The organism is Allokutzneria multivorans (genome assembly GCF_039537405.1).
Lineage (GTDB): Bacteria > Actinomycetota > Actinomycetes > Mycobacteriales > Pseudonocardiaceae > Allokutzneria > Allokutzneria multivorans.
The window spans coordinates 588559-611391 of sequence record NZ_BAABAL010000005.1; the positions used below are offsets into that span (position 1 = coordinate 588559).

Here is a 22833-nt window from a genome sequence, read left to right on the forward strand (position 1 = left end):
CAGGCCATGAGAGGGCTCTCACCCGTCGAGGGCCGCACCGCCCCCACCAGCCGGATGTCTGGTCGCCTGGAAGTTGAACGTGCTACAACCTGTCGTCCGAATGAACGACATCGGAAAGCACTTTGCGTATCCAGATCGGGGCAAGTTCTTCATCAACAGCCCCGCTCAGCTGAGTTATGGTGACGAAGCAGCCTCCAAGACAAGCAGTTCGCCTGGGGTTGATCCGCAACCTACTTGTTAGTAAGTTTCCGACATGGCCTCAGAGAACGGCGTAGCTATGGACACCGGCGAAGCAAGCCCCCTCGTTCGGATCCGTTCACTGTTCCCGGGTCTCGCCCGTGCGGAGCAGCGGGTCGCCCAGGTCGTGCTCGCGGATCCGGCCACCGTGGCACACCGGAGCATCACCGAGGTGGCGGAGCAGGCGGGTACCAGTGAAACGACGGTCACCCGCTTCTGCAAGGCGATCGGCGTAGGGGGTTACCCAGATCTCCGCATCGCGCTCGCCGCCGACACCGCCAGGACCGCCGCGCGCGCGGAACGCGACGTGGGCAGCGACATCGGCCCCGGCGACGACCTGCGCGCCGTGGTCAACAAGGTCGCCTTCTCCGACGCCCGCGCGGTCGAGGAGACGGCCGACCAGCTCGACGTCACCGTGCTGGAGCGCGTCGTCGAGGCCATGTCCATCGCCCGCAGGGTCGACGTCTACGGCGTCGGCGCGAGCGCCTTCGTCGCCATGGACCTCCAGCAGAAGCTGCACCGCATCGGCCGCACCTCCTTCGCGTGGAGCGACACGCACATCGCGCTGACCTCCGCCGCCGTGCTCACCGAGGGCGACGTCGCGGTCGGCATCACGCACAGCGGCGCGACCGCGGACACCGTGGAGGCGCTGCGGGTCGCACGCAGCCGCGGCGCGATCACCGTCGCGCTGACCAACTTCCCGCGCTCGCCGGTCACCGAGGTCGCCGACCACGTGCTGACCACCGCCGCGCGCGAGACCACGTTCCGCTCCGGTGCCACCGCGAGCCGGATCGCCCAGTTGACCGTGATCGACTGCCTGTTCGTCGGTATCGCCCAGCGGCACCACGACTCGGCGACCGCGGCCCTGGAGGCCACCTACGAGGCGGTGAGCGGTCACCGCCTCGGACCGCGGCCGGACGGCCGCCGCCGCCAACGGGAGTCAGGAAAATGACCGTGCCAAGCCCTCGCCCGGCCGTCCAGGTCAACGCGCCGACCGAGCGCCGCAACCCGCGCACGATGGACATCGACCTGCTGCCGACGCAGGAGATCCTGCGCCTGATCAACAACGAGGACCGCACGGTCCCCGACGCCGTTGCGGCCACGCTGCCGCACCTCGCGCGCGCCGTTGACTTCGCCGTCGCCGCGCTGCGCGGCGGGGGCAAGGTCCACTACGTCGGCGCGGGCACCTCCGGTCGCCTCGCCACGCTGGACGCCGCCGAGCTGTCGCCGACGTTCAACGCGCCGGACGACTGGTTCCTCGCGCACCACGCGGGCGGGACCGCCGCGCTGATCAAGGCCGTCGAGAACGCCGAGGACGACGACGAGGCGGGCGCGCGGGTCATCCGCGAGCACGCCGTCGCCGGTGACTTCGTGCTGGGCCTGGCCGCGTCCGGGCGCACGCCGTTCGTGCTCGGCGCGCTGGCCGAGGCGAAGCGGATCGGCGCGCACACCGGCTTCGTCTCCTCCAACCCGGCGACCGCGTCGCTGGCGGAGGTGGACGTGGTGGTGGCGCTGGAGACCGGCCCCGAGGCGATCGCGGGCTCCACCAGGATGAAGGCGGGCACCGCGCAGAAGCTGGTGCTGACGTCCTTCTCCACCGCCGTGATGATCAAGCTCGGCCGCACGTACTCCAACCTGATGGTCAGCATGCGCGCGACCAACGCGAAGCTGCGCGGGCGCAACGTGACCATCCTGCGCGAGGCCACCGGGCTCGGCGAGCAGGAGTGCTCCGACGCGCTGCAGGCGGGGGACGGCGACGTGAAGGTCGCGCTGGTCTGCCTTCTGTCCGGTGTGGACAGTGCTCAGGCCGCGCTCGCGCTCGGCGAGACCGACGGGCACGTGCGCGACGCCCTGGTGACGCTGGGCGCGGCGACCCGCTAGAACGCAAGGCGCACAAGGCCCCCGGTCTCTCTCCCGGGGGCCTTGTCACGTCGAGCGTCAGGCTTCGAGCGCGGCGTCCGCGATGCTCTTGCCCTCGCGCGCACCGGCTTCCAGTGAGGCGCAGCAGAACCGCACCCACTCGCCGACGCCGTCGGGCTCTCCGGAGGCGAAGGCCGCCGCGGCCCTGCGGTAGTCCTCCGGCTTGCGCATCCACCCCACCTCCGGCACCGCGAGCCCCTTCGGGTCGAGGCCGGTGGCGATGGCGGTCAACCGGGCCGCCGCGCGCGCGACCACCCCGTCGGCCGTGCCGAAGGCGTCCAGCGCGAGCAGCTCCCCGTGCACCACGGCGACCAGCACCGGGCCCGGGACCTCGGTGGCACCGGCAACGAGCTGTGCGAGGAGGTCGAGCCGGGTGGAAGTCCCGGGATCACCCTTGGGGCGGCCGAGCGCGTCGGACTGGGCGATCGGCACCAGGTCCGCCGCGGCGAGCACGTGCAGCCGGGCGAGGGCCTGCAACGGCGCGCGCTGCCAGGTGGTCAGCAGTAAGCCGACGGACTCCGCGACGCGCAGGGAACCGGCGAGCACGGGATCGCTCACCTCACCCCCGGCGGGGATCTCCGCGCTGCCGCCGTCGAGGACCGCCGAAGCCCGCGCGGCGCGCACCGACGCCTCGGCGGCGGTGGTCGGCCAGCCCTTGCGGTTGGCCGGGTGCCGGTGCAGCTCGTCGATCGCCTCCCTGGCGGACTTCACGGCCTCGGACACCCGAGGCAGGTCGAGTAGCGGACGCAGTGGGTCAGCGACCAAGGCACTCACAAGACGGGGACGTTACCGGCGGCAGTGGCCTAGCGCGATCGTCGCGATGTGGACGTTCCCCCTTCGGTGGCTTGATACCTACCTTCGGGTTGTGACTGTTGACAGCAGGTGGTGGGAGCAGCCGGTCCTGATCGGCCGCCACGTCCGGCTCGAACCGCTGACCCAGGAGCACGCCGAGGGGCTGCACGCGGCGGGCAAGGACCCGGAGATCTGGCGTTGGCTGAGCTGGCGCCAGCCGATCGAGCTCGACGACACGCGGCGGATCATCGACGTGGGCACCGCCGACCGGGAGCGCGGATTCCGGCTGCCGTGGGCGCAGATCGACCAGCGCACCGGCGAGGTGGCCGGGACGACCTCCTACTACGAGATCACCCCCGAGCACCGGGGCGTCGCGATCGGCTACACCTGGATCGGCGCGCCGTGGCAGCGCACCGCGCTCAACACCGAGGCCAAGCTGCTGTTGCTGGCAAGGGCTTTCGAGCTGCTGGACGCGAACAGGGTCACCTGGCACACCGACATCAACAACCTCCGCTCGCAGCGGGCCATCGCGCGGCTCGGCGCGGTGCGCGAGGGCGTGCACCGGGCGCACCGGATCCGTCCGGACGGCTCATTGCGGGACACCGTGACCTTCTCGATGATCAAGCAGGAGTGGCCGGGGGCGAGGGAGCGGCTGACAGCGCGCCTCGTGAACTGACACGGACCGGCAACGAAGTGGTCTGGACCACAGGGGCTCAGCTGTTTTCGTGAGCTGGATCGCACTACGGTCGAACGTGAACGTGAATGCGAAGCGCCCATATCTCCTGGAGGTCCGCCCCCATGACCCCACCGAGCGGCAACGCCCTGGACAACCTGCTCTCCGAGAGCCGCACGTTCCCGCCCAGCGCGGAGTTCGCCGAGCAGGCCAACGCCGGGACGGACTTGGCCGAGCGGGCCGCTGCCGACCGGGAGGAGTTCTGGGCGGAGCAGGCCAGACGGCTGAGCTGGAGCTCGGAGTGGGACCAGGTGCTGGACTGGTCGGACGCGCCGTTCGCGAAGTGGTTCGTCGGCGGCACGCTCAACGTGGCCTACAACTGCGTCGACCGGCACGTGGCCGACGGGCACGGGGAGCAGGTCGCGATCCACTGGGAGGGTGAGCCCGGGGACTCCCGCACCATCACGTACGCGAACCTGAAGGACGAGGTGAGCAAGGCCGCCAACGCGCTGGCTTCGCTCGGCCTCGTCGCGGGCGACCGCGTGGCGATCTACATGCCGATGGTCCCCGAGGCGATCTACTCGATGCTCGCGTGCGCGCGGCTCGGCCTGACCCACAGCGTGGTCTTCGCCGGGTTCTCCTCGGAGGCGCTGCGCTCGCGCATCGACGACGCCGAGGCGAAGCTGGTGATCACCACCGACGGGCAGTTCCGCAGGGGCAAGCCCGCACCGCTGAAGCCCGCGGTCGACGAGGCCGTCGCGCAGACGCCGAGCATCCAGAACGTGTTGGTGGTCAAGCGAACCGACACCGACGTGGAGTGGACCGAGGGCCGCGACATCTGGTGGCACGACCTCGTCGACGGGCAGTCGAACGAGCACGCGCCGGAGTCCTTCGACGCCGAGCACCCGCTGTTCATCCTCTACACCTCGGGGACCACTGGGAAGCCGAAGGGCATCCTGCACACCTCGGGCGGCTACCTGACCCAGGCGGCCTACACCCACCACTACGTCTTCGACCACAAGGCGGGCGAGGACGTCTACTGGTGCACCGCCGACATCGGCTGGGTCACCGGGCACTCCTACATCGTCTACGGGCCGCTGGCCAACCGCGCGACCCAGGTTGTCTACGAGGGAACCCCGAACACGCCGAACGAGGCGCGCCACTGGGAGATCGTGCAGAAGTACAAGGTCTCCATCTACTACACGGCGCCGACGTTGATCCGCACGTTCATGAAGTGGGGCGCGGACATCCCGGCCAAGCACGATCTGTCCTCGCTGCGGGTGCTCGGCAGCGTCGGCGAGCCGATCAACCCCGAGGCGTGGATGTGGTACCGCGAGCACGTCGGCGGCAACCGCTGCCCCATCGTGGACACGTGGTGGCAGACCGAGACCGGTGCCATCATGATCGCCCCGCTCCCCGGGGTCACCGAGTGCAAGCCGGGATCGGCCATGGGCCCGCTGCCCGGCATCGGCGCCAAGGTCGTCGACGAGCTGGGTGAGGCGGTCGGCAAGGGCGGCGGCGGGTACCTCGTGCTCGACCAGCCGTGGCCGGCGATGCTGCGCGGTATCTGGGGCGACGAGCAGCGCTTCCGCGACACCTACTGGGCGCGCTTCGAGGAGCAGGGCTTCTACTTCGCCGGTGACGGCGCCAAGTACGACAGCGACGGCGCGGTCTGGCTGCTCGGCCGGGTGGACGACGTGATGAACGTGTCCGGGCACCGCATCTCCACCACCGAGGTGGAGTCGGCCCTGGTCTCGCACGCCAAGGTGGCCGAGGCCGCCGTGGTCGGCGCGACCGATCCGACCACGGGCCAGGGCATCGTGGCGTTCGTGATCCTGCGCGGCGGTGTCGAGCAGGGCGAGGGCATCGTGAAGGAGCTGCGCGACCACGTCGCCAAGGAGATCGGCCCGATCGCCAAGCCCAGGCAGATCATGGTCGTCCCGGAGCTGCCCAAGACCCGCTCCGGCAAGATCATGCGGCGGCTGCTGCGCGACGTCGCGGAGAACCGCCAGGTCGGCGACGTCACCACGCTGGCCGACTCGACCGTGATGGACCTGATCAGCTCCGGGTTGAACAAGGGTTCCGAGGACTAGTCCTTTGTGGACGAACGGGGCTCTCCGGGATTCCGGAGGGTCCCGTTCTCCTTGTCAGCGCCGGGGAAGGCGCGCGCGGAAGTGCTACTGCACCTCGTCCGCGACACCGCACGCACCGAGCTGACGGCCCCCTGGCTCGAAAGTGCGCGGACACGAAACCGAAGAACACGTCTTATTCTTGCTAAAATGTCTGTCTTGCGATTCTTACCGTCGCCGAAGTAGCGATCGCAAGTCTCCCAAAATCGCCCCGATGCCCACTGCCAGCAGCAAGAACGCTAGGAGTACGTCGGACAGGGCGTAGTCCCTGAACACAGCGAACTGACTGGCCACCAGCGTGGCGAGCACACCTACGGACCCCACCAAGAGAGAATCTTTCAGGCAACCATTTCCTTTTTTCGCATTGTGGTAACCGCCGAGCGCGGAAGTCGGTAGAATCACCAGGAGGGAGGTTCCCTTCGCTGGAGCCGCCGGGAGCGAGAATCCCAGTTGCATGATCGGCACCAGCACGGTTCCCCCACCGATCCCGGTCAGCCCCGACAGCAGTCCCACCGCGATCCCGATCGGCAGCAGCAGCGCCAGGGTCCCCAGCCCGTGGCTGACCACGCCGCCCACCTCGCCAGGCGCGATCCACAGGCGCACCGCGGTGCCCACGGCGATCACCGCGTAGAGCCAGCGCAAAGCCGCGAGCGGAGCCCTGGTGAGCAGGTGCGCGCCAAGCCAGGCACCGATCACCGAGCCGATGCCGAGCGGGAGCGCGACCACGAGGTCGATCTGGCGGTGCAGCGCGTACCCGACCGCTCCGGCGACGGCGAGCGGTCCGACAGCGGTCAACGACGTCGCGACCGCCTCCCGTTGGTCACGGCCGCACCAGGTCACCAACGCGGGAACGACCACCACTCCACCGCCGACGCCGAAGAGCCCGGAGAGCGTCCCCGCCACCGCTCCGATGGTGGCCAGCCGGGCGTGTTCGGAGCCGGGTCTCACAGTTCGACCCTAGGTGCTCGGCGCGCCGTTAAGATTGCGCACAGGTGTGCCGGGAAGTCTGGTCGGCGAGCGCTGCGCCGTCCCCAGACCGAGGAGCACGATCTTGTCGCGAGCCCGCCGAGCCGCCGCCGTCCTGCCCGACCTCGCCAGGTACCTCCGTACCGAGACCGTCGGCGGCATGGTCCTGCTCGGGGCCACCGCCGTCGCTCTGGTGTGGGCGAACTCCCCGCTGGCGGAGTCCTACCAGTGGCTGCGCGATCTCCGGCTCGGTCCGGCCGCGCTGCACCTCGACCTGACGGTGGGCGAATGGGCGAAGGACGGCCTGCTCGCGCTGTTCTTCTTCGTCGCGGGCCTTGAGCTCAAGCGCGAACTCGTCGTCGGAGAGCTGTCCAACCGCAAGGCCGCCACGCTGCCCGTGATCGCCGCGCTCGGCGGGATGGTGGTGCCCGCGGGCATCGCGCTCGCGGTGAGCTGGGGCGCTCCCGGCTCCGGTCAGGCGTGGGCGATCCCGGTCGCCACCGACATCGCCTTCGCGCTCGGCGTGCTGGCGATCACCGGCTCCGGCCTGCCGAGCAGCGCGCGGATCTTCCTGCTCAGCCTGGCCGTCGTCGACGACCTCGGCGCCATCCTGGTGATCGCCGTGCTGTTCACCAGCGGCTTCGACCTGCTGGCCCTCGGCGCCGCGGCCGTGCTGCTCGCGCTGTACTGGTTCCTCCAGCGGCGCCGCGTGAGGTCGTCGTGGATCTACGTACCGCTCGCCGTCGCGGTATGGGTCGCGGTCCACTCCTCCGGCGTGCACGCCACCATCGCCGGGGTCGCGCTCGGCCTGCTCACGCGGGTGAAGAAGGACCGCTACGAGCCCGCAGCGCCCGCCGTCCGCTTGGAACACCGCCTCCAGCCCTGGTCGGCAGGGCTCGCCGTCCCGGTGTTCGCGCTGTTCGCCGCCGGGGTCCCGGTCGGCGCCTCCGCGCTGTCCGCGCTGACCACCGATCGGATCGCGCTCGCCGTCATCGTCGGGCTCGTGGTCGGCAAGCTGATCGGGATCTTCGGCTTCTCGCTGCTGTCCGTGCGCTTCGGCCTGGCCAGCAAACCCGTGGACCTGGCGTGGCGGGACATGGCCGCCGTCTCGATGCTCGGCGGCGTCGGTTTCACCGTGAGCCTGCTGATCGCCGAGCTCGCGCTGCCCAAGGCGGAGGCCGAGCTGGCGAAGGCTGCCGTGCTGGTCGCGTCGGCCGCAGCCGCCCTGCTCGCCGCGGCGATGCTGATCAAGAGGAGCCGGGCGCGCAGCTCGTGACATGCCGGGGCGAGGAGCCGACACGCCGGTGCGCGGGGCGCATGGCACGATGACCGCGTGACCAGCGCCCAGCACAAAGGCAACGGCAGCGGAGCCGAGCTGCCGCCCGTCGCGTCCATCCCGCTGACCGACGACAGCGCCAGCACCGCGGCCGAGCAGTCCATCGGCGGGCTCGTCCGCGAGGCGACCACGCACGTGTCCACCCTGATCAGGGCCGAGCTGGAACTCGCCAAGCTCGAGCTCAAGGGTGAGGTGCGCAAGGGCCTCAAGGGCAGCGTGTACTTCGTCCTCGCGCTCGCCGTGCTGGGTTTCAGCATGTTCTTCCTGTTCTTCTTCCTCGGCGAGCTGCTGTCGGTGTGGCTCTACCGCTGGGCGGCCTTCGGCATCGTGTTCCTGCTGATGCTGGGCGCGGCCGGGCTGTTCGGCTTCCTCGGCTACCGCAAGGTGCGCAAGATCCGCGCGCCGGAGCGGACCATCCGCACGATGCGCGAGAACGCCTCGATCGCCCGGCGCTCCCCCGAGGACGAGCCCGCTCAGTACTGAGCCTCTCCGTCCAGGTGACCACGAAGTCAGCGGCCAGATGACCGTTGATCTTCGTTTGCGTTGATCAGGATCAGGTCGTGCAGGTTCCGGTTGCGACGCGGCTGAACAGCTTCGGGGCGGAGGCCAGCTCGTCGGCGACCTCCTTGGCGGTCAGCACGAAGCCGGTCTCGTGGTCGTCGACGGCGGCGCCGAAGACCACGCCGAGGACGCGGCCGCTGGGATCGATGAGCGGACCGCCGGAGTTCCCGCTGCGGACCTTCGCGCGGATGGTGTAGACGTCGCGAACCACGGTCTTGGCCTCGTAGATGTCGGGGCCGCGCAGGTTGATGCGGTCGCGGACCCTCGCCGCGGACGGGGTGTACGGGCCGTCGAGCGGGTAGCCGACGACGACGCCGTCCTGGCCGGGCTTGGCGTCGGTGGGAGCCCACGGAAGCACGGGAGCTTTGAGGTCGGGCACGTCCAGGATCGCCACGTCGGTCTGCGGGTCGTAGAGGACGACGGTGGCGGCGAAGTCACCGCGACCGACCTCGATGGTGACCTTGTCGGTACCGGCGACCACGTGCGCGTTGGTCATGACGCGCTGCGGAGCGATGACGAAACCGGTGCCTTCCAACGCCCGCGAGCACGACGGAGCCCGGCCGCGCACCTTGAGCACGCTGGCGCGCACGCGCTGGACCACGGGATCGGTCTGCAGAGCGAGGTCCGGCGGGCCGACCTCGGCGCGCGGCGTTGAGGAGAACGGGTCGAGCGCGGCGGGGAAGCCGGAGGAGTCGAGCAGCTGGCGCAGCGAGCCGGGCAGGCTCTGCGCGGCGGGCGGCATGACGTCGTCGACGACGCCGAGCACGGTGGAGCGCTTGACGGCGGAGGACAGCGCGGGCAGACCGGCGGCGGAGGTCAGGGGCACCGCGAGCAGCCACGCGACGACGAACACCACCGCGCTCATCGTGACCGCGCCGAGGGTGTTGTCCACGACGGTGAGCTTGGTGGCGTTGAGCTTTTCCTTGATGGGCCTGCCGACCCAGACGCCCAGCATCTCGCCGAGGGCGATCATCAGCACGACCAGCGCGACGCCGATCGCGACGCGGGTGCTCACGTCGGCGAAGTTGGCCACCAGCATCGGCGCCAGCCACAGGCCGAGCATCGCGCCCGCGAGCACACCGGCGACCGAGCACAGCGACACGACCATGCCCTGCCGCGCTCCGGACACGGCGGCGAGCACGGCGAGCAGGACAATCAGCAGGTCGACCCAGTTCACGTCTGCTCCTTCGCGCTCGCGGGCAGCTCGGGCTCCGAGACCGCCAGCCACGCCTCGTCGAGGTCGCGGACGTCCGTGCGGTTCCACGGCCGTTCCCAGCCGCCGAGTTCGAGCACGCCCGACAGCAGCAGGGCGGTGAAGCCCCACACCAGCATCCCCGGAACCAGGAAGCCGGGCCCTCGGTAGCCCCGGTAGGCGATCGTGCAGCGGTTGGCGGGATCGGCGAGGTGGGCCAGCGGGACCCGGGCGACGGCAGCGGTCTCGTTGGCGTCGACCGCGATGACGGGGCTCGGTTCCACCCAGTGCGCGAGCACCGGGCTGACCAGGAAGCCGGTCGGTGTCAGGTACAGCTCGGGCAGCAGCGCCACCGGACGCACGCCCCTCGGCAGCACGCCGGTCTCCTCGGTCGCCTCACGGAGCGCGGCGGCGACGGGACCGTCGTCCTCGGGGTCGATCGTGCCGCCGGGGAAAGCGACCTGGCCCGCGTGCGAGTTCAGCGTGTCCGCGCGGCGCAGCAGCAGCACGTCGGGCCCGTCCTCGCCCTCGCCGAGCAGGATCAGCACGGCAGCGGGCCGCCCCGATCCGTCCGCGGGCGGCTTGACCCGCTGGAAGTGCTTCTTCTCCAGGTTGGCCACGGAACGCAGCAGGGGCCGCATCCACTCCGGCACGTCGTTCTCGCCGACCAGAGGTCCTGGGTTCACCCGAGCCGCCTCAGGTACTCGTCGACCGTCGCGCGGACCTGCTCGGCGGACCTGAAGACCACGGGCGGGTTGACGCGCTCCATGCGCCCGGAGGGGCTCACGACGTAGGACATCGGCATCACGGGCGGCTTCAGCGCTCCCGAAGCCCGCTCGTCCACGTCGACGACGGAGGGGATGCGCGCGTTGAGTCCCGCCAGCATCTCCAAGCCGTCCGCCTCGCCGCTCTTGATCTGCACGCCGAGCACTCCGGCCGCCCCTGGCGAGGACGCGTAGGCGGCCAGCGCGGGCAGCTCCTCGCGGCACGGCGTGCACCACGTCGCCCAGATGTTGATCAGAGTCGCCCTGCCCGCGAGCGCGGTGCCGATGTCGATGCGCGAACCGTCCGCCATGCAGGTCAGGGACAGCCCGGCCAGCCCGCTCACCGGCGCGGCCCCCTGCTTCGCGGCGGGGCACGCGGGCAGGGCCGCCTTGGCGCGCGCGGCGGCCAGGTCGACGGCCGGCGGCCCGGAGGCCGCGGAGGACTGCGCGCCATCGTCGCGCGGCCAGATCGCGACGATCCCGGCGACGCCGAGCACCGCGACCACGAGCAACCAGCGCAGAGCCTGTCCGCGATCGGTCATCGACCGGCCTCGCCCTCGGCGACCAGCGATAACAGGTGCTCGGTCTCGGGACCGCGCACGAGCTTGGCCGCCTCGGCGGGGGTGGTCGGGCCCGCGCCGAAGGACGGGCAGTCCTTGGCCAGCACGCACACACCGCAGGCGGGCTTGCGGGCGTGGCAGACGCGACGGCCGTGGAAGATCACCCGGTGCGAGAGCGAGATCCAGTCCTTGCGCGGGATCAGCTCGCCGATCGCGTGCTCGACCTTGACCGGGTCCTCCAGCTCCGTCCAGCCCCACCGCCGCACGAGTCGGCCGAAGTGGGTGTCCACGGTGATGCCGGGGACGCCGAAGGCCTCGCCGAGGATCACGTTCGCGGTCTTGCGGCCAACACCGGGCAGCAGGACGAGGTCCTTGAGCTTGCCGGGCACCTCGCCGCCGTGCCGCTCCACCAGCGCGGCGCCGAGCCCGGTGATCGAGGTCGCCTTGTTGCGGTAGAAGCCGGTCGGCCGGATCAGCTCCTCCAGCTCCGCCCGGTCGGCCCCCGCGTAGTCGGCGGCCGTGCGGTAGCGGGCGAACAGCGCCGGGGTGACCTCGTTGACCCGCTTGTCGGTGCACTGGGCGGAGAGGATCACCGCGACCGCGAGGTCGAGCGGGGTGGTGAAGTCCAGCTCGCAGCGCACTTCGGGGAAGGCCACCTCCAGCCCGCGCAGCATGCGCCGCGACCGCCGCACGAGGCCGAGCCTGGTCTCCACTGCCTTGGTCGTCTGGCGGGTCTTCGCTGGCACCCCTCCAGCGTACGGGTGGGACCGACAGCCGGACCGACCCCGGATGCGCGCGAAGAAGCGGAGTGGGGGAGGATCGGGCGCACTATGACTGCATGGCTCGTAGTGGTGGTTCCACTCATCGTGATGCTCTTCGCGCTCTTCATGGAGCGCGTTGAGGCTCGCCTGCGGCACGTCGCGGTGCAGGAGGACGAGGTCGAGGAGTTCCTGGAGAAGGCGCGGCCCGACGAGGTGCGCGCTCTCTACGGCCACGGCATCGGCCGAGCCCTCGAGCTGTTCCGCCGCAGGCGCCGCGTCGGCGGGACCGCGCGTCCCCCGCGCAAGCCGCGCCGCACGCGCAGCCGCGCCTGATCGGGCGACGCGCCCGCGACCGAAGTCCCCGCACTCGGCCGCCGCTGTCGCACCCGTGCTGATCAGGCCTGCTCAGGGGGACTTTTAACAGACCGGTCGGTCGACTGATCGGTTTCAACCGGCGAGCCGAGCAGATCCTTGCCGAAGACGGCCTAGACTGCTCGCCAGTGATCGGCGGCACGTGGCCGAAGACCGCATTCCTGCGGTACTGGCCGCTCACGTGAACCGTCGCGTCTCAACATGGAGGGACGAGGTGGACGAGACCCTTGCCCGGGCGGGCATCTTCCAGGGCGTTGAACCGGCAGCCGCCGAGGCGCTCGTGGCCACGTTGGAGCAGGTGGACTTCCCGCGTGGGCACGTCATCTTCGCGGAGGGCGAGCCCGGCGACCGGCTGTACATCATCCAGTCGGGCAAGGTGAAGGTCGGCCGGAAGTCACCGGACGGCCGCGAGAACCTGCTGTCCATCATGGGTCCTTCGGACATGTTCGGTGAGCTGTCCATCTTCGACCCCGGCCCCAGGACCTCCACCGCGACCACGGTGACCGAGGTGCGGGCGCTCACGATGGACCGGCCCAGCCTGCGCGAGTGGATCGGCAAGCGGCCAGAGATCGCCGAGCAGCTGCTGCGCGTGCTCGCGCGACGGCTGCGCCGCACGAACAACATGCTGGCCGACCTGATCTTCACCGACGTCCCGGGCCGGGTGGCGCGCGCGCTGCTGCAGTTCGCCCAGCGCTTCGGTTCGCAGGAGGCCGGTCTGCTGCGGGTCACCCACGACCTGACCCAGGAGGAGATCGCCCAGTACGTCGGCGCCTCCAGGGAGACCGTGAACAAGGCGCTCGCCGACTTCGCGCACCGCGGCTGGCTGCGGCTGGAGGGCAAGAGCGTGCTGATCCTGGACCCGGAGCGGCTGGCCCGCAGGGCGCGCTAGGCACCACAGCGAAAAAGACAAGGAGGCCGGGCGCCGCCCCCGACGCGGCGCACCGGCCTCCCTGTGTGTGCGCGACCCGTCCCCCGACCGGCCACGCTTTCCCGACCTCCGACGCCCGGCCCCGACCCGTTAGCGCCGAAGGAGGTCTTGAGCTTCCTCAAGGCGAAGCAACTGCGAGCAATTGTGGTCCATGGGTGTAACGCGGCCGATACCAGCCCGGCGTTGCTGCCCACAATGGTCCCGAAGTGCTCGTTTACTCAATTGCTTTCACCCTCAAGGACGCCGGCGGGGCCCGTTTCGTTGTGCGATTTCACCCGTGCGCCCGAACGTTGTTATCAAATCGTGACACGGTGAGCAAGACCACCGCGAATTAGTGGTACCCCCGTACCAGTTCTCCGGCATACTGGTACGCGTGTCCCAGAATGCCTCCCTCGCCGACTACCGCACGGCGCTCACCGCCCCCGGTGCGCGCGGTCCCGTCCTGACCTCACTGCTCGCCCGGCTGCCGGTCGCCATGGTGGGCATCGCGCTGCTCTTCTACGTGCAGCGGGTCAGCGGTTCCTTCGCGGCGGCGAGCCTGGTCTCCGCCGGCGCGCTCGTCGGTGTGGCGATGGGCTCGGTCCTGCAGGGCAGGCTCGTCGACCTCGTCGGCCCCACCCGGGTGCTGCTGACCGCGTCCGCGCTGTTCAGCGTGATGGTGACCGCGGAGATCCTGGCGATCGAGTCCGGCGCCCCCGCCTGGCTGATGGCCGTGCTCGCGCTCGCGCTGGGCACCAGCCAGCCGATGGTCGGCTCCTCGTCGAGGTCGCTGTGGACCAGGCTGCTGCCGCCCGGATCGGCCCGGCAGGCGGCCTACTCCTACGAGGCCATCAGCATGGAGGTCTTCTTCATCCTCGGCCCGGGCCTCGCCGGTCTGTTCACCGCGCTGCCGTGGGCCGGGACGGGCGTGCTGCTGGGCGCGGTCTGCGAGGTCGTCGGAGCCACCGGCTTCGCGCTGACCCGCACCGTGCGGGCGTGGCGTCCGCGCAGCGACGAGCGGGCCAGCGTCGGCATGCTCGGCGCGCTCAGCACCCCCGGCATGCGCACGGTCGCCATCGCCGCGCTCGGCTTCGGTGTGACCATCGGCTTCGTCGAGGTCGCCGTCCCGGCCGCCGCGACGCACGCGGGCCACGAGGCGCTCGGCGGAGTGCTGCTGAGCGTTTGGTCGGTCAGCTCCGTCATCTTCGGCGTCCTCTACGGCTCCCGTCCCTGGCCGCGGCCGATCTACCTGCGCCTGCCGGTGCTGCTGGGCGGCTTCTCCGTGCTGGTGACGCTGCTGGCGATCCCGACGACGCTGATCGGGCTGGCCGTCGCGCTGTTCGTGGTCGGCACGCTGATCACCCCGCAGGCGATGACGCACTCCGCCGCGATCGAGGAGGTCGCGCTGCCGGGCACCGCAACGGAGGCGTTCGGCTGGGTGATCACCGCGGTGACCGTGGGCCTCGCCTTCGGCCAGCTGCTCAGCGGCCAGCTCATCGAGCTGTTCGGGCCGCCCGCCGCCTTCCTCGCCTCGGCGTTCTTCGGCCTGGTGATCGCGAGCGTGGTGTGGCTGCGCAGGCACAGCGTGCGCGACAGCAGGCAGTGGCTGGAGAACGCGGCGAGCTGCACCCGCGACGAGGTCGAGCTCGCGGGTCGCTGAGGTCTACCTGCGGCCCAGGAAGATCGGGTTGGTCAGGGCCACCATCGTGTCCGGTGTCGTCGGGGTTCGCAGGGGTCTGCGGACCTCGGCGCGGACCCAGTCGGCGTCGACGGCGGCCCAGCGGACCTGAGCCCTGCCGGTCGCGGGGACCCACTCGCTGTGCGCGATGCGGGTCGGCGTGATCAGCCGGACCTCGCAGCCAGGGGCGCCCGCGATGTCCAGCTCGATCCGCGCCTCCGCCGCGCGCAGGCGATCACCGATGCCCGCGACCTGCCTGCCCGCGACGGCTCGCATGGTCAGCTCGACGCGGGAGGACTCGGCGAGCCACGACCGCCCGGCCTCGATGCCCGCGAGCACCGAGCGCGTGTCGAGGTCCTCGGCCAGCACCACGGTCTGCGGCAGCCCGACCGGCTGAGGCTCGCGGTGCGCGTCGCTCGAACCGATCGCGGGCACCCACTTCCCCTCGCGCAGCAGGCCGTCCCAGAGACGCACTGAGAGCTCGTCGTCGAAGGACCAGTCGCCGTTCCACACCTCCACGGCGTCGACGTGGTCGTAGCCGAACTCCCACGAGCAGCCGGGGCACGCCGCGTACGGGTGCGCGGCGACGACGAGGCCGCCGACGGCGTGGACGCGCCGGGCGAAGCGCTCGAACGCGGCCTGCTCCGATCCCCGGTAGCGCCAGTCGATCCAGTAGCCGGGGGGCAGGCCGAGCGCGGGCCAGTGCCCCGACCGCGTGGTGACCTCCTCGCCGTTGACGATGAGCAGATCGGGCCGGGCGTGGTCGCCCCACCGCAAGCTCGCGGAGGTGGTGTTGTGCTCGGTGGAGACGAAGAAGTCCAGGCCGGCGGTCTTCGCGGCGGTGATCAGCTCCTCGGGCGTGCGCTTGCCGTCGGAGTGCACGGTGTGCAGGTGGCAGTCGCCCCGGTACCAGGCCCGACCGCGACCGGTCGCCCTGCGCGGAGCCGGGTTCGGCCGGATCGGCTCCCCCGGCGGGCCGAACCGCAGCGTCACGTCGACCTCGTAGTTCATCCCCTGCGGCGAGACCGTGTACGGGCCGAGCAGAACGTGCCAGGTGCCCGCGACGACCGGACCGGGCAGGTAGCCGGGGGTCGCGCCGGACGCGCTGATCGTGAACCGGTCGCGCGCCCCGCCCGACCAGCCGCGAAAGCCCCGGTGATCGCCCAGCTCGTGGCCCTCCGGCCCGAACATGCCGATGTCCAGCGCGTTGCCGGGCACACCGGGCGGCTTGTCGTAGCGGTAGACCACCTCGATCTCCCGCACTCCGCGCGGCACGTCGACCGGCAGGTAGGCCCAGTCCGGCGCGCCCGGCTCGAAGCGCCCCTTGATCGTCTTGGTGCGCTCGGAGTCCGGTTGCTCGGCGAAGGCGACGGCGGGCAGGAGGGTGCTCACCGCCCCGGCGAGCAGCACCGATCGCCTCGACACCCGCTTCGCGCACTCGCACATTGCTCAAACGCTATGGGGCACAACAAGATCCGGACACCGCGAACGGAGTGAAGTCACTCGTCCAACACGGGGTTGACCCACGCCAGGGTGTTCTCGCCCGTGTGGCTGAGCACCGAGATGCTGAATCGCTGCCCCTTGCCGACGACCGACTCGATGGTCTCGGTCTTGCCCGCGAGCACCGTCTTCTCGACCTTGCGGTTCTTGGAGTCGGTGACCACGAACGTGCCGGTCGAGTCCGGGGGCGCGCCGTCGACGAGGCCGATGACCGCGCGGAAGGTCCCCTTGTCGGCGGGGGCGATGTAGCTCTCGCGCCGGTAGTTGTTGGGGTTCGCCGGGGCGCCGAGCACCGTTTCGTACCGGACCCCGGCGACGGTCTGCGGCGAGTAGGTGAACACCCTGGTGCCCTGCGCGGGCAGTTCGCGCAGCGACAACCCCTTGCCCACCGGAGCGCCCGCAGGCGGCTTGGTCGTGCTCCCCGCAGGAGCCTGCACGGTCACCGTCTCGGTCTGGATGACCGTGCTGACCACGGTTTTCGGAGTCGCGGGCCCTGCGGACAGCAGTCCGCTGAGCAGTCCGCCCCCGGTGGTGATGAGTGCACCACCGATGGCGGCGACCGTCGCCCATATCGCCACGACGACCGATGGATCACGCTTGCCAGCCACGTCGGCTCCTCTCGCTCAGCCCGGGGTGTCGTGGCAGGCGTGCGCGTGGTTACCGTGCGTCGCCACTTCGTTACGTTGTCAGGGGTCCGTCGTAGCGTCCGCCACCATGAGCCTGGATCTCACCGGTCTTGATGTCACCGCGGACACCGCCGTCCTCGCCGCCGCTGTCGCGGACGCCGCCCGGTTGCTGCCGGTCAAGGGCATCGAGCCACTGCTGACCGGCCTGCTGCTGAGCGGGCAGGACGACGAGCTGGTGCTCTCCGGCACCGACCGCACGAACACCGTCCGGCTGCGGCGGACCGCCTTCGTGCACACCGACGGCGAGGTGCTGGTCCCGGCGAAGCCGCTGGCCGACACCCTGGGCGCGCTGGAGGAGCCTGAGGTCCGGCTCGTGGTGGAGGGCAGCAGGCTGGCGATCCGCACGCCCGGCGGTCGCTTCGCGCTGCCCCTGATGGACGGCGAGCTGCACCCCGGCGTCGGCGCGCTCCCCGCCGCGGTCGGGCAGGTGAGCGCGGACGAGCTGATCGCGCTCGTCGGCAAGGTGGCGTCGGCCGCGTCCAGGGACGACGCGCTGCCGCTGTTCACCGGAGTGCACGTGCAGGGACGCGGCGACCGGCTGGCGCTGGTGGCCACGGACCGCTACCGGATGGCGATCGGCGACCTGCCGTGGCAGCCGGAGGGCGATCTGGACGTCCTGGTGCCCGCGCCGCTGCTGATCGAGGTGGCGAAGCAGGCGCGGACCGCAGAAGTGATCACGATCCACGCCGACGGCAGCCGTTTCGGGCTGAGCTGGCCCGGCGCGCAGCTCGGCACGGTGCTGCTGGCCTCGACGTTCCCCGACGAGTCCCGGCACACCGACGCGCCGGTGGACGCCGTGGTGGAGGTGGACGGCGAAGTGCTGGCAGGCGCGGTGCGACGGGTGGCGCCGTACTCGGGTCCGCGCGCGGTGATCGCGGTCGAGCTGGGCGACTCCGGCCTGCGGATCAGGGCGGCCGACCCGCAGAACGGCGAGGCCGAGGAGACGGTGAAGGCGACCGTGGACGGCGACCGGTTCACCCACGGCTACCAGGCGCGCTACCTCGCGGACGCGCTGCGCGTGTTCGGTTCGGCCAGGCTCCGGCTGAGCGTGCGGCACGGCATGCGCTCCACGGTCATCGCGCTCGCCGACGTGGCGGAGGGGGATGCGAACCTGCGCTACGTCGTGATGCCGATCCGCCTGCCCTCCGACTGAGCGCCGCGCCCAGCGCGCTCGCCCTGCAAGTGGATGAGCGCGCGTTCCGGTAACGGCGCTGCCGGGGGTACACCAGTCTTCAAGACCACCGAACCCCCCACTCGATCATCGTCAACCGCAGCACACCCCCGTGCCCCGGTGAGGGTTTGCCGTCGTTGAGGACTGCCAGGGCGAGGGTTTGCGGGTCTTGAAGACTGCCGAACCCCGCGGCGGCTCACAGGACTGCGGCTAGCGCGCTCGCAGGTAGTCCAGCTGGGCGTGGACCGACATCTCGGCCGCCCACCACAGCGACCTGTCGACCTCGGCGTAGACCAGCTCGACGACCTGGCGGGCCGTCGCGTCGGCGCCGAGGGTGTCGAGCGCGCCGCGAACCTGCTCCAGGCGCTGGACGCGGTGCGCGAGGTACTGCTCCGCGACCGGCACCACGTCGGCGATCTCCGGGCCGTGGCCGGGGAAGGCCGGGGTGCCCTTGGGCAGCGAGGCCAGCCAGCGCAGCGAGTCCAGGTACGGCGCGAGGCTGCCGTCCGGGTGCGCCACGACGGTGGTGCCGCGCCCGAGGATGGAGTCGCCGGTGAACACCGCGTCCTCCACGAGCAGGCACAGCGAGTCCGCCGTGTGGCCCGGAGTCGCGACGACCTTGATGTCGAGCCCGGCCGCACGCACGATCTCGCCGTCCGCCAACGCTTCGGCGCGCACGCAGAGCTTCGGGTCGATGGCCCGGATCGGAGCGCCGACCAGCTCGGCCAGGCGCGCCGCGCCATCGCTGTGGTCGCCGTGGAAGTGGGTGAGCACGATCAGCTCGACCGGGCCGTTGGCCGCGATGCGCTCCAGGTGCGCGTCGTCGGCGGGACCGGGGTCGACCACCACGCAGGACTCCGCGCCCGGAGCGCGCAGCAGCCAGGTGTTGGTGCCCTCCAGGGTCATGCCCGAGGGGTTCTCGGCCAGCAGCACCGCGGCGTACGGGGTGACCGCACGCAGCTCGCCGTACGCGGGATGGCTGATCATCGCCCCAGCGTAGGCGGATCGGGCCCGCGTGCGGATGTGACGAACGTCAGCGTTCGATCCGGTCGCCCGGCTCGGCGTCCACGTGGGCGGGGGCGGCGTCGTAGCGCGGGTCGCCGGGCAGCACCGCGCGGATCACCGAACCCTCCCGCACCACCCTCGGGATGATCTTGTCGATCGTCCGGTCCTCGGCAAGCGCGGAGGCCACGTCGGGGTGTTCGGCCAGCTCAGCGAGGGTCATCCAGGTCGGAGGCAGCAGCCCGCGCCGTCCATCGCGCCACGCGGCCAGCGCTTCGGCGGGCGTGCACCACTCCACGTCCTCGGCCTCGGTCGTGACACCGTCCGCCCGCTGTCCCTCGGGGAGCGCGGCGATGAAGAAGCGGGTGTCGTAACGGCGCGGCTCGTCGATCGGAGTCACCCAGTTCGCCCAGGGGCGCAACAGGTCCGCGCGCAGCACCAGGCCCTCCTCGGCCAGGAACTGGGCGAGCGAGACCTGGCGACCGACCAGCGCGGCGCGGTACTCCGCGTACCGGCTCGTGTCGCCGACAACGCTGTGCTCGTCGGGCCCGGCGAGCAGGACGCCCGCCTCCTCGAAGGTCTCCCGCACGGCGGCGCACACGAGCGCGCGCGCCATCTCCGGCGTGCACCCGAACTGGCGCGCCCACCAGGCCGGCTCGGGACCTGCCCAGGCCACCGACGTGTCCGCGTCCCGACCGTCGAGGCCGCCCCCGGGGAACGCGGTCATGCCGCCCGCGAAGGCCATCCCCAGCACACGGCGCAGCAGGAAGACCTCGATGTTGCCCGGGGCGTCCCTGAGCAGCACCACGGTCGCGGAGTCCTTGGCCGGGGCGGGCACCTCGGGCGGGCTGTCCGCGACGTAGCCCTTCGGCAGGGTCAGTTCCTCGGGAAGCTCGGGCATCCCAGCAGCCTAGGGTGTCCTCCATGCCCGACCAGCACGATCCCGAGCAGATCTCCGTCGCGCGCCCCGCACGACCGGCCGCGTTCGGCTGCCTGGCCAACATCGTCTCGGTGGTGCTCGGCGCGCTCGTCGGCACGGTGATGACCGTGGTCGCCGGGCTGCTGCTGTTCCTTCCGACGACCAGCACCGTGTCGGTCAACGACGCCCCGGCCGAGGTGGCGTCGGCGGGTGACTACACGGGCTACGCCGCCGCGACCAAGCGGACCTCTCGCGTCTTCGGCGGCGACTCCGACGCGGTGTGGCTCGGGCGCAACAGCGGCGGGGACGTCACTCGCGGTCACGTCGTCGAGGTGTCGGCGGGGTGGGGCCCGACCGCCGAGATGCGGGTGGAATGGCTGGCAGACGCGGCAGTTCTGCGTTTCCCGCGCGGTGTCGAGATCCGCGTTCCGGTCAGCGTGTTTAAGGACACGCGGTGACCGGGCAGGATTAGCTGGGTGGAACAACACCTCCGGACCGGTCTGGTCGGCGCCGGGCCCTGGGCTCGTGCGATACACGCGCCGTTGCTCGCCGATCACCCCGGAATCCGGTTCACGTCGGTGCACACCCGCCGCCTCGATGCCGGACGGGAGCTGGCGAGCCCCTACTGCGCTGAGGCGTACGAGGACTTCGACGAATTCCTGTCCACTGTGGACGCTGTGGCGTTCGCCGTTCCCCCTGAGGTGCAAGGCGAACTCGCGCTGCGCGCCGTCGCGGCGGGCAAGCACGTGATCCTGGAGAAGCCGATCGCGGGCTCGCTTGAGCAGGCCGAGCGCCTCGCCGACGCCGTCGAGGGCGCCGGGGTGGCCTCGCTCGTCGTGCTCACGCGGCGCTTCGCCGGCGAGACCCAGGAGTGGCTGGCTGGCATCGCGCGCGCCGGGCAGTGGACCGGTGGCGGCGCGAAGTGGTTCTCCGGCGCGCTGCTCGGCGGCGACTACTCGCACTCGGCGTGGCGGCACAGCGGTGGCGCGCTCGCCGACATCGGCCCGCACATGTTCGACCTGCTCGACGCGGCGCTCGGCGAGATCACCGAGGTGCTCGCGGCGAAGCACGAGCCCGCCAACGACCTGTGGCACGTGATGTTCGGCCACACGGGTGGCGCGGTCAGCACGGCGAGCATGTCGATGCGCATGCCGGTACGGCCGACCCTGTGGCAGATCTCGGTCTACGGCGAGCACGGCTACCGCGAGCTGGCCAACAACAACACCACCGGCTCCGACTGCTACACGGCCCTGCTCGACGACTTCCTCGCGATGATCCACAGTGGCACGGCTTCGCACCCGTGCGACGTCCGCAGGGGACTGCACCTGCAACGGCTGCTGCACGAGGTTCGTCACCGGGCTGGGTGAGCGGAGTAACACCGCGGGCGGTTCCGGGCGATCTACCCCACGAAGAGGCACCCGGACCGTCCACAGAGGAGCTTCGTGACTCCGCCTCACATCGAGTTCTACACGCTCGCGTTCAGCATGGACGACGAGACGTTGCAGGACTCCTTCGACGATCCCGCCGCGGCATCGGCCTGGCTGCGCAGGGCGCTCGCCGAACCGCTGCCCGCCGAGGTCGGTGAGGCGCGCCAGCACCACACGCGCATCGGCACCGCGGCCAGGATGCTGCGCAGGCTCGACATCGCCGAGCAGCACCTGGCGACGGCGTTGGAGCTGGCGGAGCGGCACGGCAGGGACGAGGAGGCCGTGTTCGCGCGCATCCGGCTCGCGCACGTGTTCCAGTGGCAGGGCCGCTTCGACGAGGCGCTCGTGGAGTTCGACCGCTGCATCGAGGACAGCGGTCGCATCGGAAGTCTCAACGCCCGCAAGTACTTCGCCTTCCAGCACGCCGGGAAGTGCCACTACGACACGGGAAACTGGGAGATCGCGCGCTCGCACTTCGCGATGGCGCTGCGACTGCGACTGGCATCCGACGCCGATCCCGAGCTGATCGCCTCCTCCAGCCAGGCGCTCAACGCCGCGGACGCGTGCTTCACCGGGCGGCTCGCCGCGCAGGAGCTCGACCGGCTGATTCCCGCCGTGCGCAACAGGATCGGCGCTCTCCCGTGCCACACCGAGCTGCTGGTGGACATCCGTCGCCCGCTGCTCGACGGTGTGGTGCCGATGTCCCTGGTGCGGGCGGTGCACCGCTACGTCCCGGAGCTCGACCTCGCGCTGGAGTCGCTCGTCGGCGACGGCTGGCTGCTGCGGCGCGGTGACGGCGTCGCGGTGACCCAGCGCTCCCGCGAGCTGCTTTCCAATGTGTCCCAACGACTTGACGCCGCCGCGACCGAACTGTGGGGTGAGCCCGCCGAGCAGCTGGCGATGGTGCAGAACGTGGTCGACCGTGCCTCGGGCACGTCGGCCGGACTGGTTTTCGACGCGCTCGCGGCGCGCCACCCGGCGGGTCCAGTGGCTGGCAGGCTGCTCGACCGGCTCGGCGCGCTGCGGTACCACCGGGCGGACTCCCACGCGGCCGCCTGGCAGGCGGAGGGCCTGACCGCCGAGGGCGTGCGCGCGTTGCGCGGCAGTGATCCGGTGCGCAGGCGGATCGAGGCCGCGACCGGCCGTGTGGCAGCACGGCCGTACCGCAGGATCGAGCCGGAGCAGCGGGTGCGGTTGATCGCCGCGCTGCACGCGCTCCCGTCCTGAGTACGACGAAGGCGGCGCCGGGTTCCTCCGGCGCCGCCTTCGTCGTGTCCAGG

The 22833-nt window shown here is 71.2% G+C and carries 23 protein-coding genes; 13 read left to right on the top strand and 10 right to left on the bottom strand.

The features are described 5' to 3' along the window. The first annotated feature begins 253 nt into the window (after positions 1 to 253). Together ABD798_RS06710 and ABD798_RS06715 are read left to right on the top strand one after the other, a co-directional pair. Complete coding sequence (locus ABD798_RS06710; protein WP_344871716.1) at positions 254 to 1189, top strand: MurR/RpiR family transcriptional regulator; 936 nt, start codon at positions 254 to 256, stop codon at positions 1187 to 1189. Beyond that, positions 1186 to 2118, top strand: coding sequence for an N-acetylmuramic acid 6-phosphate etherase (locus ABD798_RS06715; protein WP_344871718.1), 933 nt, complete (start codon positions 1186 to 1188; stop codon positions 2116 to 2118). The genes ABD798_RS06710 and ABD798_RS06715 overlap by 4 nt, the downstream gene beginning before the upstream one ends. A gap of 57 nt (positions 2119 to 2175) precedes the next feature. Here the strand turns inward: ABD798_RS06715 and ABD798_RS06720 are convergent, their stop codons facing one another. Further along, positions 2176 to 2880: a Fic family protein gene (locus ABD798_RS06720; RefSeq protein WP_425549171.1), complete on the bottom strand. Its 705-nt coding sequence runs from the start codon at positions 2878 to 2880 to the stop codon at positions 2176 to 2178. 142 nt (positions 2881 to 3022) lie between these two features. On the opposite strand from ABD798_RS06720, the gene ABD798_RS06725 reads away from it, so the two are divergent. Beyond that, positions 3023 to 3625, top strand: a complete 603-nt coding sequence (locus ABD798_RS06725) for a GNAT family N-acetyltransferase (RefSeq protein WP_344871722.1) — start codon at positions 3023 to 3025, stop codon at positions 3623 to 3625. Between the two features lie 122 nt (positions 3626 to 3747). Next, positions 3748 to 5715, top strand: a complete 1968-nt coding sequence (gene acs / locus ABD798_RS06730; protein WP_344871724.1) for an acetate--CoA ligase — start codon at positions 3748 to 3750, stop codon at positions 5713 to 5715. A 204-nt stretch (positions 5716 to 5919) separates the two neighbouring features. Here the strand turns inward: acs and ABD798_RS06735 are convergent, their stop codons facing one another. After that, the gene (locus ABD798_RS06735; RefSeq protein ID WP_344871726.1) at positions 5920 to 6699 is read right to left on the bottom strand and encodes a sulfite exporter TauE/SafE family protein; all 780 of its coding nucleotides are present in this window, start codon (positions 6697 to 6699) and stop codon (positions 5920 to 5922) included. A gap of 103 nt (positions 6700 to 6802) precedes the next feature. Between ABD798_RS06735 and nhaA the strand changes: the two genes are divergently transcribed. Both nhaA and ABD798_RS06745 read left to right on the top strand, forming a co-directional pair. Continuing rightward, positions 6803 to 7993: a Na+/H+ antiporter NhaA gene (gene nhaA, locus ABD798_RS06740; RefSeq protein WP_344871728.1), complete on the top strand. Its 1191-nt coding sequence runs from the start codon at positions 6803 to 6805 to the stop codon at positions 7991 to 7993. A gap of 57 nt (positions 7994 to 8050) precedes the next feature. Further along, complete coding sequence (locus tag ABD798_RS06745) at positions 8051 to 8536, top strand: phage holin family protein (RefSeq protein WP_344871730.1); 486 nt, start codon at positions 8051 to 8053, stop codon at positions 8534 to 8536. A gap of 70 nt (positions 8537 to 8606) precedes the next feature. Here ABD798_RS06745 and ABD798_RS06750 read toward each other — a convergent pair whose 3' ends face one another. The 4 genes from ABD798_RS06750 to nth are packed head-to-tail and all read right to left on the bottom strand — an operon-like array spanning position 8607 to position 11804. Next, entirely contained in the window at positions 8607 to 9791 is a 1185-nt protein-coding gene (locus tag ABD798_RS06750) for a MarP family serine protease (RefSeq protein WP_344871732.1), read from the bottom strand. Then, on the bottom strand, positions 9788 to 10447 hold the full coding sequence (locus ABD798_RS06755; RefSeq protein WP_344872910.1) for an NUDIX hydrolase: 660 nt from the start codon (positions 10445 to 10447) through the stop codon (positions 9788 to 9790). The genes ABD798_RS06750 and ABD798_RS06755 overlap by 4 nt, the downstream gene beginning before the upstream one ends. 41 nt (positions 10448 to 10488) lie before the next feature. Further along, positions 10489 to 11112 (bottom strand): TlpA family protein disulfide reductase, encoded by a 624-nt coding sequence (locus ABD798_RS06760; protein ID WP_344871734.1) that lies wholly within the window; start codon positions 11110 to 11112, stop codon positions 10489 to 10491. Continuing rightward, positions 11109 to 11804, bottom strand: coding sequence for an endonuclease III (gene nth / locus ABD798_RS06765; RefSeq protein ID WP_344872912.1), 696 nt, complete (start codon positions 11802 to 11804; stop codon positions 11109 to 11111). The genes ABD798_RS06760 and nth overlap by 4 nt, the downstream gene beginning before the upstream one ends. Positions 11805 to 11960: 156 nt before the next feature. Between nth and ABD798_RS06770 the strand changes: the two genes are divergently transcribed. The 3 genes from ABD798_RS06770 to ABD798_RS06780 all read left to right on the top strand — a co-directional run bounded on the left by ABD798_RS06770 (position 11961) and on the right by ABD798_RS06780 (position 14830). Beyond that, positions 11961 to 12224, top strand: coding sequence for a hypothetical protein (locus tag ABD798_RS06770; RefSeq protein ID WP_030428182.1), 264 nt, complete (start codon positions 11961 to 11963; stop codon positions 12222 to 12224). 253 nt (positions 12225 to 12477) lie between these two features. After that, positions 12478 to 13152: a Crp/Fnr family transcriptional regulator gene (locus ABD798_RS06775; protein ID WP_030428181.1), complete on the top strand. Its 675-nt coding sequence runs from the start codon at positions 12478 to 12480 to the stop codon at positions 13150 to 13152. Positions 13153 to 13564: 412 nt separating this feature from the next. Next, on the top strand, positions 13565 to 14830 hold the full coding sequence (locus ABD798_RS06780) for an MFS transporter (RefSeq protein WP_344871737.1): 1266 nt from the start codon (positions 13565 to 13567) through the stop codon (positions 14828 to 14830). A 3-nt stretch (positions 14831 to 14833) separates the two neighbouring features. On the opposite strand, the gene ABD798_RS06785 is transcribed toward ABD798_RS06780, so the two are convergent. Next, entirely contained in the window at positions 14834 to 16294 is a 1461-nt protein-coding gene (locus ABD798_RS06785) for a CehA/McbA family metallohydrolase (RefSeq protein ID WP_344871739.1), read from the bottom strand. 53 nt (positions 16295 to 16347) lie between these two features. Beyond that, positions 16348 to 16956 carry a hypothetical protein gene (locus tag ABD798_RS06790; protein WP_344871741.1) on the bottom strand — a complete coding sequence of 203 codons (609 nt, stop codon included), beginning with the start codon at positions 16954 to 16956 and terminating at the stop codon, positions 16348 to 16350. A gap of 106 nt (positions 16957 to 17062) precedes the next feature. Here ABD798_RS06790 and dnaN point away from each other — a divergent pair, with 106 nt between their 5' ends. Continuing rightward, entirely contained in the window at positions 17063 to 18187 is a 1125-nt protein-coding gene (gene dnaN / locus ABD798_RS06795) for a DNA polymerase III subunit beta (RefSeq protein ID WP_344871743.1), read from the top strand. A 228-nt stretch (positions 18188 to 18415) separates the two neighbouring features. On the opposite strand, the gene ABD798_RS06800 is transcribed toward dnaN, so the two are convergent. Together ABD798_RS06800 and ABD798_RS06805 are read right to left on the bottom strand one after the other, a co-directional pair. Beyond that, positions 18416 to 19192: an MBL fold metallo-hydrolase gene (locus ABD798_RS06800; RefSeq protein WP_344871745.1), complete on the bottom strand. Its 777-nt coding sequence runs from the start codon at positions 19190 to 19192 to the stop codon at positions 18416 to 18418. Between the two features lie 46 nt (positions 19193 to 19238). Next, positions 19239 to 20108 (bottom strand): NUDIX hydrolase, encoded by an 870-nt coding sequence (locus ABD798_RS06805; RefSeq protein ID WP_344871747.1) that lies wholly within the window; start codon positions 20106 to 20108, stop codon positions 19239 to 19241. Positions 20109 to 20131: 23 nt separating this feature from the next. Here ABD798_RS06805 and ABD798_RS06810 point away from each other — a divergent pair, with 23 nt between their 5' ends. The 3 genes from ABD798_RS06810 (at position 20132) to ABD798_RS06820 (ending at position 22780) form a co-directional block, all read left to right on the top strand. Beyond that, positions 20132 to 20584, top strand: coding sequence for a hypothetical protein (locus tag ABD798_RS06810; RefSeq protein ID WP_344871749.1), 453 nt, complete (start codon positions 20132 to 20134; stop codon positions 20582 to 20584). Positions 20585 to 20602: 18 nt separating this feature from the next. Further along, the gene (locus tag ABD798_RS06815) at positions 20603 to 21493 is read left to right on the top strand and encodes a Gfo/Idh/MocA family protein (RefSeq protein WP_344871751.1); all 891 of its coding nucleotides are present in this window, start codon (positions 20603 to 20605) and stop codon (positions 21491 to 21493) included. Positions 21494 to 21568: 75 nt separating this feature from the next. After that, a complete protein-coding gene (locus ABD798_RS06820) occupies positions 21569 to 22780 on the top strand; it encodes a hypothetical protein (RefSeq protein WP_344871753.1) in 1212 nt (403 codons plus the stop codon). The last annotated feature ends 53 nt before the right edge of the window (positions 22781 to 22833 follow it).

Excerpts from the sequence above, each read along its gene's own strand:
- ABD798_RS06710 (WP_344871716.1), top strand. The coding sequence starts at position 254 with ATGGCCTCAGAGAACGGCGTAGCTATGGACACCGGCGAAGCAAGCCCC.
- ABD798_RS06715 (WP_344871718.1), top strand. The coding sequence starts at position 1,186 with ATGACCGTGCCAAGCCCTCGCCCGGCCGTCCAGGTCAACGCGCCGACC.
- acs (WP_344871724.1), top strand. The coding sequence starts at position 3,748 with ATGACCCCACCGAGCGGCAACGCCCTGGACAACCTGCTCTCCGAGAGC.
- ABD798_RS06755 (WP_344872910.1), bottom strand. The coding sequence starts at position 10,447 with ATGCGGCCCCTGCTGCGTTCCGTGGCCAACCTGGAGAAGAAGCACTTC.
- ABD798_RS06760 (WP_344871734.1), bottom strand. The coding sequence starts at position 11,112 with ATGACCGATCGCGGACAGGCTCTGCGCTGGTTGCTCGTGGTCGCGGTG.
- nth (WP_344872912.1), bottom strand. The coding sequence starts at position 11,804 with ATGCTGCGCGGGCTGGAGGTGGCCTTCCCCGAAGTGCGCTGCGAGCTG.
- ABD798_RS06770 (WP_030428182.1), top strand. The coding sequence starts at position 11,961 with ATGACTGCATGGCTCGTAGTGGTGGTTCCACTCATCGTGATGCTCTTC.
- ABD798_RS06785 (WP_344871739.1), bottom strand. The coding sequence starts at position 16,294 with ATGTGCGAGTGCGCGAAGCGGGTGTCGAGGCGATCGGTGCTGCTCGCC.
- dnaN (WP_344871743.1), top strand. The coding sequence starts at position 17,063 with ATGAGCCTGGATCTCACCGGTCTTGATGTCACCGCGGACACCGCCGTC.
- ABD798_RS06800 (WP_344871745.1), bottom strand. The coding sequence starts at position 19,192 with ATGATCAGCCATCCCGCGTACGGCGAGCTGCGTGCGGTCACCCCGTAC.
- ABD798_RS06805 (WP_344871747.1), bottom strand. The coding sequence starts at position 20,108 with ATGCCCGAGCTTCCCGAGGAACTGACCCTGCCGAAGGGCTACGTCGCG.
- ABD798_RS06810 (WP_344871749.1), top strand. The coding sequence starts at position 20,132 with ATGCCCGACCAGCACGATCCCGAGCAGATCTCCGTCGCGCGCCCCGCA.